We start from the raw sequence: 12,427 nt of genomic DNA, 5'->3' as shown, positions 1-12,427 counted from the left end.
GGAGTTAACATAAAATAATCATAACAATGAATCAGTACGAAACTGTTATCGTTCTAACCCCGTTGTTGTCAGAAGAAATTGCGAAAGAAGCATTAGCTAAATTCAGCAAGATCATCACTGACAGCGGAGCCGAAATTGTTCAAGAGGACAATTGGGGTTTGAGAAAATTAGCGTATCCGATTGAAAAAAAAGCAAGCGGATTTTTCCACCTTACAGAGTACAAATCTTCAGGTGAATTAATTAACAAATTGGAATTAGAACTAAAACGCGATGAGCGTGTTCTACGTTTCCTTACCATTAGATTAGACCGTCACGCGGTTGCTTATAATGAGAAGAAACGCAGTGGTGCTTTTAACAAAAAACCTAAGAAAGAGGAGGCTGCAGCATAATGGCTAAAGATCAAATACAATATGTTACCGCTCCAAAAGTGGACGATAACAGAAAAAAATACTGCCGTTTCAAAAAGAATGGTATTAAATATATTGATTATAAAGACGCAAACTTTTTGTTAAAATTCATCAATGACCAGGGTAAAATTTTACCACGCCGTTTAACCGGTACATCATTGAAATTTCAACGTAAAGTGGCTCAGGCGGTAAAACGCTCTCGCCACATTGGTTTGTTACCTTTCGTTGCTGACCAATTAAAATAGGAGCTGAGACATGGAAATTATATTAAAACAGGACATCAAATCTCTTGGAGAGAAAGATGATATTGTAAACGTAAAGCCAGGTTACGGCCGTAACTATCTTATCCCACAAGGATTTGGTGCTTTAGCTACTCCTTCTGCTAAAAAAGTATTGGCAGAAAACCTGAAACAAGCAGCGTTTAAACAAGATAAAATTAAGAAAGATGCTGAAGGTATCGCAGCCCGTTTAACTGATGTTAAATTGACTATCGGTGCTAAAGCTGGTGAAACAGGTAAGATCTTTGGTGCAGTAAACACCATCATGATTGCTGATGCGTTGAAACAACAAGGTTTTGATGTCGACCGTCGCCGTATCACTTTCGAAACTGAACCTAAATTTGTTGGTGAATATGTAGCCAACTTAAACTTGCACAAAGAAGTGAAAGTGAAAGTTCCTTTCGAAGTTGTAGCTGAGTAATCTCATCTTAAACGATATAAAAAAAGCGTTCCATTTGGAACGCTTTTTTTATGCTTTAGATTTTAAAGCGTGTTAAGCTCTACGTCTTTTGGTCCTGTTTTCATCAATGATCTTTCTGATTTCTTTGATGTCACTCTTAGAGAAGCCGTGTACTTCTACTTTGGTTCCTGTGGTAAACAGGCGTAGCGTAGCAAAACCGATCATAGGAGAATCTACCTCAATTGAAGTAATATCTTCATAATTCAGGTATTTTGAATCACCGCTAAACAGCCCGGGAACTTTAATCTCTATGCTGTTTTCTTCTAAATGTATTTCTGCCGGAAAAACCTTGTTTCCTTCGGAGAGTCTTGATGCTGTAAACTTCATTTTTCTAATCTGCTATAACGTAAGGCAAATCTAGTTATTAAGCAGAATGTTTTTGCTGTTCTATCGCATTTAATAATTTCTCATAAGGGGTTTTGAATTTTTCGATGCCCTCGTCTTCCAGCTGCTGTGTTAACTGTGCCAGGTCAATCTCCGCATGACGAAGCTGTGCCAGTACAGATGAAGCTCCTTCAAGGTCGATTTCCAGTCTGCTTTCAGGATCACCATGGTCACGGTAAGCTTCCAGGGTTTCCATAGGAATCGTATCCACGGTATCGGGGCCAATCAAAGCTTCAACATATTTGGTGTCCTTAAATGCAGGATTTTTGCTGCTGGTGCTAGCCCACAGCAAACGCTGCGGCCTCGCACCTTTTGCAGCAAGTTTTTCCCATCTCTCTCCGCTGAATAGTTCTTTATAGATCTCATATGCTTTTTTCGCAGAAGCAATGGCTACTTCACCTTTTAACTCTCCGAGGTGTTTTTCATCCAGGATAGGATCAATCAGCACATCGATGCGGCTTAAGAAGAAGCTGGCTACGGAAGAGATTTCATTGATGCTTTGTCCTTTTTCGAGGCGTTCTTCCAGTCCTTCTATGTAAGCTTCTGCTACTTCCCTGTAGCGTTCCAGACCAAATAACAATGTTACATTGATGTTTAATCCTTCAGAGATGGTCTTTTTTATAGCAGCGAGTCCGGGCTGTGTTCCGGGAATCTTGATCATTACATTTTTGCGGTCTACGGCTTTCCAGAGTTCCAGGGCCTGTTTGATCGTGCCCTCGGTATCAAGCGCAAGCAGAGGGGAAACCTCCAGGCTTACATAACCGTCAGCACCTTTTACCTCCTCATTGTATACGGCCAGTAAAATATCTGCTGCCTGCTGAATGTCCTTTACGGCAAGACGGTAGAAAATATCGTCATTACTCAGGTTTTCTCTGGCGAGTTCAGCGATATCGGCATCATAATCAGCGCTGCTGCTGATTGCTTTCTCAAATATAGCGGGGTTGGAGGTTAGCCCCCTAACACCGTCTACTTCGATCAGTTGTTTTAATTTACCGGATTTAATGATTTCGCGATCAATAAAGTCGAGCCATATACTCTGACCATAATCGTGTATTTTTTTTACTTTATTCGTTTCCATGTTAGCATCTTTTAGGTTTTAACAAGCGTACCCCCTGAATGTTTATAAAGCTTTAAATATATGCACTGACATGACAAATCTCTCCTTTTTATTACCTTTGGGCGATGGCACAAAAGCGCTCCAATAAAAATAAATCCAGTAAATTTAATCTGCAAAAAATAAAGGTGATGGTTGGGAAAGTGATCCTGTACTTTATCCTTGTAAGTGTGCTCTGGGTTCTGGCATACAGGTTTATCAATCCTCCGGTCACCTTATTAATGATCATGAAAAACATCGGGCGCAAGTCTGATGGCAAGTCGTTCAAACTGGAGAAAAAATGGGTGGATTTTAAAGAGATATCCGACAATATGATACGTGCCGCTGTTGCCGGTGAGGATCAAAAGTTCCTGCACCATATGGGTTTCGATATGGCGGCGATCGGAAACGCCTATCATGCGAACCAGGCAGACTCTACGAAGATGAAAGGTGGGAGCACGATCTCGCAGCAGACTGCAAAGAATGTATTCCTCTGGCCAGGCAGGTCATGGATACGAAAAGGATTCGAAGCCTATTTTACTATTCTGATTGAGATATTCTGGAGTAAACAGCGGATCCTGGAGGTTTACCTGAATGTGATTGAAATGGGGGATGGGATCTATGGTGCGGAAGCTGCCGCCCGGAGTTACTATGGAAAATCCTGCAGGGACCTCAACAGATCCCAGGCAGCAATGATTGCGGCCTGTTTTCCTAATCCCATACGATGGACGCCTTTGCATCCGACAAAATTTATCAGGCACAGGCATTACCTGATCATGAAAAACATTAAACGGTTGGGGCCACTGAAATTTTAGTGGCGTTAAAATTGAATCTGAAGCTCGGGTAATCGTTACCTGAGCATTACAGCTGTCAAAGCAAGTCGGCAAAAACCTTATTGTGCCAGCTGTCTTTAAACGGGACTTCCCATTTGGTTTCAAAATCTGCGAATGTTTGTACAAGATTGTTGAAAACTATTGATTCAGGAGTGATCTTTTTAATGCTGATCAGGGTTTCAAAATCTTCCTTATTTACCACCACTAGCTTATCACCAACTTTATATGCCATATTGAAACGGTTAAACAGGTCTACATTAAATTCCTGTTCAAAACCTTTTACTATCCTGACAGAAGCATCAATAGAACAGCCTGTCGCGCCTGCAGTCGCTTCATCAACAATAAATACAATGAAATAATTATACAGGATCTCTGCTTTTGCCTGCAACTGATGTCCATGCGCTTTCCATTGCGAGGTGAAATCATCCAGTTGTTGCCGGATAGCTGCCATCTCGGGATTAGTGAACTCACGGTCACTCTGATAGATCCAAACTTTAGATTGTGGAGAAAAACTCATAGTACAAATTTAACATTTTATTTAATTTCATATCCTGAAATACAACGCCCGATGAAAAAGTTTACATTCTCCTTAAAAATATGCACATACCTGCTGCTGTGCCTTATTTTTCTTTCTTTTTCAGCATACGGACCAACTGAAGAGGACGCCGGTTACATGCAGCAGAAGTTAACAGATCACTATGATCCGGAATCCGGGCCAAAGAATGTCAGGAAATATGAGCTGAATGTTACCGATAAAGGATTTTGCCGGTACAAGCGATTTTTTAGCAATGGCAAGGTCGAGTATTTTTCCTGTAACCTGACGAAATTTAAGGAGATAGACTATTTGGGCAATACATTATCGGGCACCTTATTTGTAAGAACCAAAGGGGCGGACGTGATTGTACAAACCTATAATGACAAGCGGGGCGGGGACATCGACAGTATGGCCGCCTTTATGGCCATACCACTTAAAAACCTTGAAGCTGAAGATTTAATTGATCTGTCGGAAAAATTTCAGGCGATGAGCCTGAAGCTGCACCAATAGTAAATACCAGTGTTTCCATATAACGCGTTGCTACGATGATCATCGTATCCTCCGCATGCTGGTTAAATAAATGTTCTACCAGCTCAGGATCATTGTTATCCTTTGATAAATGGGACAGCAGTAAATGCGTGAGCTTTGCAGGCCGGTGATTCGTAAATAATTCCAGCGCCTGTCTGTTGCTCAGGTGGCCCTGGCCTCCGCTGATCCTTCTTTTCAGATAATAGGGGTACTTTCCGTTATGTAAAAGCTCTTCATCGTAATTGGCTTCCAGAAAGGCTGCATCACATTGCTGAAAGTGTATGCTCAGCTGCTCACAAACTACACCAAGATCAGTAAATACGCCCACCTTTATATTTCCGCAGGAAACCATAAAGCTGTGGGGTTCTGCCGCATCATGAACTTTTGGAAAGCAGGTGACATGAATTGACCCGATCTGAACGGTTTCATGGCTGGAAAAATGACGGATCAGCTCTTCGGGCAGGCTAAGCTTACAGTTGCCGATCGTACCCGGTGTGATGTATACCGGAATGCCGAATTTTTTAGACAATATGGTCAGGCCACGGATATGATCACCGTGCTCATGGGAGATAAAGATGGCCTTTACTTTCTTCATTGAAAGTCCTAAACGGAGCATCCTTTTTTCTGTTTCCTTACAGGAAATACCTGCATCTACGAGTATGGCTTCTTTTGAATTTCCAACGTAATAACAGTTGCCGTTACTGCCAGAGTTTAAAGAAGTAATAAATAACGGGTTACAATCCATTTGCTCTTGCTGTAATTTCTGCAATATCTAAAACCTGTACATTTTGATTCTGATCTTTCATCTTCACACCGTCACTCAGCATTGTCATGCAGAATGGGCAGCCAGCTGCAATAATATTCGGACTGGTCTCCAATGCTTCTTCAATTCTTTCAATATTGATATCCTTATTGCCTTTTTCGGGTTCTTTAAACATCTGGGCACCACCAGCACCACAGCAGAGTCCGTTAGACTTGCAGCGTTTCATTTCAACCAGTTGTGCATCCAGTACCTCCAAAGCCTTTCTGGGAGCTTCGTAGATGCCGTTACCACGGCCTAAATAACAAGGGTCATGGTAAGTGATCTTTTTGCCCTTGAAGCTTTCTCCGCCTTCCGCCTTCAGTTTACCCTCATTGATCAAGTCCTGGATCAGCTGTGTATGATGGATCACTTCATAGGTACCACCTAATCCGGGATATTCATTTTTTATCGTGTTGAAGCAATGCGGGCATCCGGTTACGATCTTTTTGATGTTATAACCGTTTAGCACTTCGATATTGGTCATTGCCTGCATCTGGAACAGGAATTCGTTACCGGCACGTTTGGCGGGATCACCTGTACAGCTTTCCTCGGTACCCAAAACGGCATATTTAATCCCCACATGGTGCAGGATCTTGCAGATGTCGCGGGTTGTTTTTTGCGCGCGTTCGTCGTAACTACCGGCACAGCCTACCCAGAATAAGATCTCCGGTTCTTCGCCTCTGGCAATCATTTCTGCCATCGTAGGTACTTCTATAATTAGTTTATCGCTCATTATTCAGCTTGAGTAATCGATTTTAAATTAGTTTTCTTTGGCCCAGTTTAAGCGGTCTGCCGGAGAGTATTTCCATGGCGCACCGTTATTTTCAATATTTCCCAGCATGGTACTGATGCTTGAAGGCGCCTGCGACTCTTCCATTACTGCATACCTTCTCAGGTCTGTGATAATTGCCAGTGGGTCAATGTTGATTGGACAGGCCTCTACACAGGCGTTACAGCTGGTGCAAGCCCATATCTCTTCCCTTGTGATATAATCATCGATCAGGGATTTTCCATCGTCAAAACCAGCACCGCCCTTATCCAGGGTTTTCCCAACTTCTTCCATGCGGTCGCGCGTGTCCATCATGATCTTACGCGGAGAGAGCAGTTTGCCCGTAATATTTGCCGGGCATACCGAGGTACAGCGACCGCATTCGGTACAAGTATAGGCATTCATGAGGTTTACCCATGTCAGATCATTTACATCTTTTGCGCCAAACCGGCCGGCTTCAGCTTCAGGCGGGGCAAATGAAGGGTCAAGCATTACTTTCACTTCATTGGTCACACTTTGCATATTGGTAAACTCGCCTTTTGGCTCCAGGTTGGAGAAATACGTATTTGGAAAGGCAAAAAGGATATGGAAATGTTTGGAGTAGGGCAGGTAATTGAGGAAGGCCAGAATTCCAATGATGTGAAACCACCAGCAGCCCCGTTCAATAGCGATCAGGTTTGCGTCATTTGCGGGCAGTAAGTTTTGCAGGAAGTGACTAACGGGGAATGATCCTGCAGAAATGTAGTAGTGAGCACCCAAAGCCTGTAGTTTCGCGTCTGCAGCATTCATCAAAAGAAATGCGGTCATCAGCAGGATTTCTGTAAACAGAATATAATTCGCATCAGATTTTGGCCATCCCGTAAGTTCGCGGGCTATAAATCTTTTTAATTTTAAAATATTTCTTCTGATCAGGAATATAACGCAGGCTATCCATACGCCAAGGGCGAGGAATTCAAAACCTCCGATAAGAAAATTGTATACACTGCCCAGTCCGCCGAAAATCCGGTGGGTGCCAAATATACCGTCGATCATGATTTCAAGCACTTCAATATTGATAATAACGAAGCCAACATATACCACAAAATGCAGGGCAGCGGGAATCGGGCGGACCGCCATTTTGGTTTGTCCGAAGGCAACTTTCAGCATGGTAGCCAGTCTTTTAGAAGGCTGGTCAGAGCGGTCTGCTGGTCTGCCGAGTTTAATATTACGGATCACTTTCTTCAGGTTAAAGCTGAAAAATGCGATTGCCGCTATGGTGAGGGCTATAAATAGAATTTGTGAAATCATTATCTGGTTATCTTTTACAGTCACGCTAAGTTAAAATAAATAGCAGAAAGAAATTACTATGCTTGCATAATTGTTGAAAATTTAGAGTGGTTTTAAATAAATCTGAGGCCTTTTTAAAATTATTTTAAAAAAAGTTTTGCAATTCAAAAAAAGAAACTACATTTGCACTCCCAACCGAGGGGAACATGATCGAAATCATGTTAAATAAAGGATGGTGCGGTAGCTCAGTCGGTAGAGCAAAGGATTGAAAATCCTTGTGTCGCCGGTTCGATCCCGGCCCACACCACTTCTACAGAAAGCCTGTTTTCATAACGAAAACAGGCTTTTTTGGTTTCCAGAGTGTCTTTTTTCTGTCACTTTTTATTTGCTAGTCTATCAGATATTGTGAAGTTCTACAGGGTTTTTTGTTGAACTGATCGTAAATGTTTGAAAATTGTTTGAAAGTTATTTTGGGCAATTTCATATGAAAACTGCGATCGCTAACTTTATAATATGGCGACTATTTCGGAAGTAATCAGACACTCCCAAAAGAAGAAATCTGACGGTACATGGAACGTACAGATCAGAGTAACAGTCAATAGGAAATCTTCCTACATCGTTACGCCCCATTGGGTGGGAGCTAAGCAAATCAGAAAACAGGGTAAAAAGTACATCTTAAAAGATCCTTTTATTATTAATCTTATCTCCCCCGAACTTGCCAGGTACAGGGAAATGATCAGCGCTTTAGGATCGCGGACCAGTATTTACAATGAAAAAACTTTAGCCGTCTATTTGGAGAAGGGCGGCGAGGTTAAAGTGGAGAAAATTAATGTGATCCAGTTTGGCAGGGAGCAAATTGAGCGTTTAATGCAGGCAGGCCGCGACGGAAGTGCAAGGAATATGATTACAGTAGTAAATAGCCTGCAAGATTATTTTAAGTCGGATTTTGTGCCGGTGACGGAGATCCGGGCTAAAATGCTTGAGGATTATCAAAAGTTTTTACGGACACCCCGAACTATGATTAGGCTGAACCAATTTAAAAAGCCAGTTCAATTAAAATTTAAGGGGTTAGCTGATAATGGGCTCCACAATCACATGCGGGATCTTCGGATTTTATTTAATGCCATTGTGGATTTTTATAATGACGAGGATTTGGGAGTGAAAATCATCAATCATTATCCGTTTAAAAAATATAAGCTGGTGGAACTGACGGAGAAGAAAAAGCCGGAAAGGTATGTTAGCCAGTTCAAGGCAATCAGAAATTGTAAGCTGCCTGTAGGAAGTAGAATACAGCAGGCAAGAGATTTATTTCTACTAAGCTTTTATCTGTGTGGGATGAATGGGGTAGATCTTTATCAGATAAAGCCAGGCACTGCCCTGCAATCTCGTTTAGAGTATAATAGATCAAAGACTAAGCGCAGGAAAGATAAAGCCTTTATAAGCGTTCCTATTCATCCTGTTGCAATGAAACTGTATAAAAAATACGCAGGTACATTGCAGGGTAAATACTCTACGCATAATTCTTTAGACCGGGCTTTGAGTATCGGTATGAACGCACTAAGTGCAAAGTTGAATATACCAGAATTAGAATTTATGGATGCCCGCCGTATGTTTGGCTCCTGGGCAAGGAATATTTGCAGGTGTTCAAAGGATGATGTGGGTTTGGCTATGAACCATAAGGATCAATCTAACCAGATTACTGATATCTATATCACTAAGGATTGGTCTATCATAGATGAAGTACAATCTAATGTCATAGAGTTAGTACGGAGGAGGAGCAAAAAGTTTTTGAGGTGGAAACGTAGGGTCGGGGTGGCAATGAAATTAAGGAATAGGTCAAATATTCAGAGAAAGATAGAGGGTTTAAAATTTTAGAAGATTTGCTGATTTGGAACGCACTGTGTTCCAAATCTATTTGATGAGGCAAATAGATCTATTCTAACTAGTACTAACTCTCTCCTGCTAATTCAAGGGCATAACTTATAACAGCTTGAGAGAGTCGAAAATCTGTCATTTGTATTTTCTCTATGTAGGGCTTGATATGAGAAATGATTTGATGCTCTTTGGCTTTTAAAAGCATTCCTAAAGTGCCCATAAAATTGAGGTTCATTCTGGTGGCAAGTTTTCGGCCTTTCAGATCATCAACAATGATTAAAGAATTTGGAGTCTCTATTGCAAGCGCTATTGCACTTGCTTCTCCAGGATCTACACTTTCTTTGAGGACTTCCATAAGTGTATTATCCTTTACCGATCTTATCTGAATCCACTCTGGGAGGTCGCCGCCAAATTCTATAAGAATTTCTGGAGTGGTGGTAACGTTGCGAAATAGTCGATGTAGGATATCAAAAGCTTTAATTTTATCCAGTAAGATAAAACAGCTGGTATCTGTAATTATTATACTATATTCCTGAATTCCTTCTAAGCTCATCTTTTAAATCTTCAACAGAATAATTGATGTATGAAACGCCATAATCGCCAAGTAATTCAGCGAATGTCCGTTTAGTCAGACCTGCCATCTCAGCGGCTTGTCCAAGAGATAATTTACCAGACTCATATAGTTTGGATGCGATAAACCTAACGGTGTCATTTTCATACTCGCCAAGGCTATCTGGAACTTCTAATGTTATGGTTGTCATGTGGTAAAGGATTACTGTGACATAAAGGTACGAATTATTGTAAGCCTGTAAAATGGCAAAGGTTATAAATTGTAAGGCACTCTAATTTTTATAATAATACTTGATTTAAAACTAACAAACGAGTGCATAATATTCGCACTCGTTGTTAGCTACCAAGGTTTACCAGAACCATGAATTATAGTCTTTGCCGTGGCATAATAGGAAACCAGCGATAATAGGCATCTAATATTTCTACCAAAGTGCTTGAGGTTGTAAGGTTGATTTGTTGCATCCACTTGATAAATTCTTTGAAGAAAAATTCTGAGGTGAAGAACTCTTCCATTGACGGAACGGAGCCCATCTTTCTTCTTTTAGCATACGGGAGTGCGTTTACCCAATTGAGCATTTCATTCGATAGTATCTCCGATCTCTTTTTAAAATCAACCTTTTGTATAACTGATTTTTTTTTAGAGGTGATTTTTAAAATAGGTTGGGAGCAGAACTTATCCATCAGAAGAGATAATTCCTTAGAATCAATCAAACCAGATATAATTTTGACGAACTCAGCCAGCAGTTGTAATTCTCTTTGATCTAAAAACTGAAGGTTATTCTTGAACGTTAAAGCCGGAAGTAAATTCATAAAGAATTTTAGCTGGTTATAGGTATAATCTGAATTGATCAATTCAATCGCTAAATGCTCGGTGAGTCTGAAGCTTGTTTCAGACATTTTGCTTGACGTTTCCATATCAGTAAAAGAACCCTCTTAATTCTATAATTGCGTTCCTTAATCTTGTTTTCACAGTCCCTAATGGCATATTTAAAGCATCTGCGGTTTCTGTATGAAAGTAACCTTGGTAATATGTCATCTCCAGAAGTGAATGGAACTCTGGTTTTAGTTGATACACCAATTGCCTCACGCCAATGGTATCCGGATTAAAATGTACCGGACGCTGTAAATCGATGTTGCTTCTGCTTTCATCCAATTCAGACCATCTTTTTTGATTTCTATAGTCTTTAGATCTAAGTACATCTATACTTGTATTTCGTGCTATATTTAGCATCCAGGTAAATAAGCGCCCTTTACTGCTGTCATAACTCTCTGCGGACTCCCATATTTTAATGAAGGTTTCCTGTGAAAGATCTTCGGCAAGCCTTGGTTGTTTTACAATGCTGTAAATTACACGAAGTAATGCCCTGGAGTACATATGATAAAGTATATCCATTGCATATTCATCATGATTTTTCAGAGCTTTTACAAGCTCTTCTTCTGGCAAAAATTTCCTTTTTGATTTCATCAGCTTTCTTTAATATGATTAAAGGAGCCTGTTAAGAAGGTATTGCCTATTGAAATTACAATAGGGCTGGGAACCCACTTAGTCTAATGTTACATGGCTCTGGTAGGGCCACCCTTTCTTGCGAAAGGGCTCACACATTGACATAAGCGAGCACCAGCCCTACAGTATAATGAGGTAGGGTTGGAGTGCTTCACTTACGCTCGTGTGAAAATTTACCAGATTTAGTAACGAGGCTCGTAAGCAGTCTTATTCTTACTGCAAAAATATTATTTTATTCCTTTACTCTCTATTTTATCAATTCAAATTAGTTGTGAATTATTTTAAATCCATGTAATTAAAGTTCTAATATAAATAAAAATAAACATAAATCAATTAAAATCAACTAATATATCTATGTAAAATAAATTTTTAGCCGCATACTTTTAGAATGTAATATTTATCAACATTGAGAAAGCCGAAAGATTTAAAAGGACGAGGAAAGAGTTTGTATTTAGCAGTTACGATGAGCAGGTTTTCTAATAAAGATGCAGCCATTAAAGCCGGATATAAGGAGAATACTTATTATTCTCACATCAAACAGGAATTTTTAGACTATAGTATTTTAGAAAAATACGGTCGTGCAATTGGTTATGATTTTTCAGTGGAATACCCCGAGATGGCAGAGTACTTTCCTGACATAATTCAGGATACAATCAGTAAGACTAAAGACTTTGAACTGCTTCAGAATAAATATCTGGCGCTTTTAGAGAAACATAAAGATTTGATGGAAAAATATAGCGATCTTCAAGAGAAGGTTATCGCTCTCGAACAGAAAAGCAAAAGATAAGGTGGTTAAGTATCGGTATAAATAACCATGTATCTAAGTGGCGAATTGTTTAAGTAGCAATCTGTATAGCCATATATCTAGTGAGATATTCCTAATGCGCTAAACCAATAAACAGTCATATTTATTAACAGATATATAAACAGTTATCTATTCAACTGGAAAAGCATCACTTTACAAAATGTATTTTTTAATCTATTTCATATCATTGGTATAATAGTGACATTTTGTTTTATATTCTGCAAGATACTATTATAAAAAGCAAATTTTGGAGTATCTTTTTTCAAGTATTATATTTGTCAATACAGAGGTTATGTCGCTAATTTTTGGCAAAGACCA

General features: G+C 40.0%; 17 protein-coding genes and 1 tRNA gene. 8 read left to right on the top strand and 10 right to left on the bottom strand.

Translation table 11 applies throughout. From position 1 onward, the window contains the following. Positions 1–26: 26 nt before the first annotated feature. From rpsF to rplI, 3 genes are read left to right on the top strand one after another with little or no spacing between them, the layout of a single operon-like run. Positions 27–389, top strand: a complete 363-nt coding sequence (gene rpsF / locus BLW16_RS03520) for a 30S ribosomal protein S6 (protein WP_090555213.1) — start codon at positions 27–29, stop codon at positions 387–389. Then, positions 389–652 carry a 30S ribosomal protein S18 gene (gene rpsR / locus BLW16_RS03515; RefSeq protein WP_008244392.1) on the top strand — a complete coding sequence of 88 codons (264 nt, stop codon included), beginning with the start codon at positions 389–391 and terminating at the stop codon, positions 650–652. Before rpsF ends, rpsR begins: the two co-directional genes overlap by 1 nt. Before the next feature lie 10 nt (positions 653–662). Continuing rightward, positions 663–1,106, top strand: a complete 444-nt coding sequence (gene rplI / locus BLW16_RS03510) for a 50S ribosomal protein L9 (RefSeq protein WP_090555212.1) — start codon at positions 663–665, stop codon at positions 1,104–1,106. Positions 1,107–1,178: 72 nt separating this feature from the next. Here the strand turns inward: rplI and BLW16_RS03505 are convergent, their stop codons facing one another. After that, the gene (locus BLW16_RS03505) at positions 1,179–1,472 is read right to left on the bottom strand and encodes a PH domain-containing protein (protein WP_090555211.1); all 294 of its coding nucleotides are present in this window, start codon (positions 1,470–1,472) and stop codon (positions 1,179–1,181) included. A 37-nt stretch (positions 1,473–1,509) separates the two neighbouring features. Continuing rightward, on the bottom strand, positions 1,510–2,607 hold the full coding sequence (gene tal / locus BLW16_RS03500) for a transaldolase (RefSeq protein WP_090555210.1): 1,098 nt from the start codon (positions 2,605–2,607) through the stop codon (positions 1,510–1,512). Between the two features lie 104 nt (positions 2,608–2,711). On the opposite strand from tal, the gene mtgA reads away from it, so the two are divergent. Next, positions 2,712–3,437, top strand: a complete 726-nt coding sequence (gene mtgA, locus BLW16_RS03495; protein ID WP_090555209.1) for a monofunctional biosynthetic peptidoglycan transglycosylase — start codon at positions 2,712–2,714, stop codon at positions 3,435–3,437. Positions 3,438–3,492: 55 nt separating this feature from the next. On the opposite strand, the gene BLW16_RS03490 is transcribed toward mtgA, so the two are convergent. Then, the gene (locus BLW16_RS03490) at positions 3,493–3,972 is read right to left on the bottom strand and encodes an ABC transporter ATPase (RefSeq protein WP_090555208.1); all 480 of its coding nucleotides are present in this window, start codon (positions 3,970–3,972) and stop codon (positions 3,493–3,495) included. Between the two features lie 51 nt (positions 3,973–4,023). On the opposite strand from BLW16_RS03490, the gene BLW16_RS03485 reads away from it, so the two are divergent. Further along, positions 4,024–4,500, top strand: a complete 477-nt coding sequence (locus BLW16_RS03485) for a hypothetical protein (protein ID WP_090555207.1) — start codon at positions 4,024–4,026, stop codon at positions 4,498–4,500. Here the strand turns inward: BLW16_RS03485 and BLW16_RS03480 are convergent. The 3 genes from BLW16_RS03480 to BLW16_RS03470 are packed head-to-tail and all read right to left on the bottom strand — an operon-like array spanning position 4,424 to position 7,376. Then, positions 4,424–5,263: an MBL fold metallo-hydrolase gene (locus BLW16_RS03480; RefSeq protein ID WP_090555206.1), complete on the bottom strand. Its 840-nt coding sequence runs from the start codon at positions 5,261–5,263 to the stop codon at positions 4,424–4,426. The genes BLW16_RS03485 and BLW16_RS03480 overlap by 77 nt on opposite strands. Further along, positions 5,253–6,053, bottom strand: a complete 801-nt coding sequence (locus tag BLW16_RS03475; RefSeq protein ID WP_090555205.1) for a (Fe-S)-binding protein — start codon at positions 6,051–6,053, stop codon at positions 5,253–5,255. Before BLW16_RS03475 ends, BLW16_RS03480 begins: the two co-directional genes overlap by 11 nt. A 27-nt stretch (positions 6,054–6,080) precedes the next feature. Continuing rightward, positions 6,081–7,376: a 4Fe-4S dicluster domain-containing protein gene (locus BLW16_RS03470; protein ID WP_090555204.1), complete on the bottom strand. Its 1,296-nt coding sequence runs from the start codon at positions 7,374–7,376 to the stop codon at positions 6,081–6,083. Positions 7,377–7,589: 213 nt separating this feature from the next. On the opposite strand from BLW16_RS03470, the gene BLW16_RS03465 reads away from it, so the two are divergent. Next, positions 7,590–7,662 (top strand) — tRNA-Phe (locus tag BLW16_RS03465). Positions 7,663–8,087: 425 nt separating this feature from the next. After that, the gene (locus tag BLW16_RS03460; protein ID WP_175470472.1) at positions 8,088–9,230 is read left to right on the top strand and encodes a site-specific integrase; all 1,143 of its coding nucleotides are present in this window, start codon (positions 8,088–8,090) and stop codon (positions 9,228–9,230) included. Positions 9,231–9,303: 73 nt separating this feature from the next. Here the strand turns inward: BLW16_RS03460 and BLW16_RS03455 are convergent, their stop codons facing one another. From BLW16_RS03455 to BLW16_RS03440, 4 genes are all read right to left on the bottom strand, one after another. After that, positions 9,304–9,783: a PIN domain-containing protein gene (locus tag BLW16_RS03455; protein WP_090555202.1), complete on the bottom strand. Its 480-nt coding sequence runs from the start codon at positions 9,781–9,783 to the stop codon at positions 9,304–9,306. Beyond that, the gene (locus BLW16_RS03450; protein ID WP_090555201.1) at positions 9,755–9,991 is read right to left on the bottom strand and encodes a UPF0175 family protein; all 237 of its coding nucleotides are present in this window, start codon (positions 9,989–9,991) and stop codon (positions 9,755–9,757) included. Before BLW16_RS03450 ends, BLW16_RS03455 begins: the two co-directional genes overlap by 29 nt. Before the next feature lie 175 nt (positions 9,992–10,166). Beyond that, complete coding sequence (locus BLW16_RS03445; RefSeq protein WP_090555200.1) at positions 10,167–10,715, bottom strand: hypothetical protein; 549 nt, start codon at positions 10,713–10,715, stop codon at positions 10,167–10,169. A 1-nt stretch (position 10,716) separates the two neighbouring features. Beyond that, entirely contained in the window at positions 10,717–11,265 is a 549-nt protein-coding gene (locus BLW16_RS03440) for an RNA polymerase sigma factor (protein ID WP_245735115.1), read from the bottom strand. A 445-nt stretch (positions 11,266–11,710) separates the two neighbouring features. On the opposite strand from BLW16_RS03440, the gene BLW16_RS03435 reads away from it, so the two are divergent. Continuing rightward, a complete protein-coding gene (locus tag BLW16_RS03435; RefSeq protein WP_139298253.1) occupies positions 11,711–12,091 on the top strand; it encodes a hypothetical protein in 381 nt (126 codons plus the stop codon). Positions 12,092–12,427: the final 336 nt, after the last annotated feature.

The organism is Pedobacter hartonius (assembly GCF_900107535.1).
Lineage (GTDB): Bacteria > Bacteroidota > Bacteroidia > Sphingobacteriales > Sphingobacteriaceae > Pedobacter > Pedobacter hartonius.
Note: the sequence above shows the minus strand (reverse complement) of the source record. Positions and strands in the feature narration are given on the sequence as shown.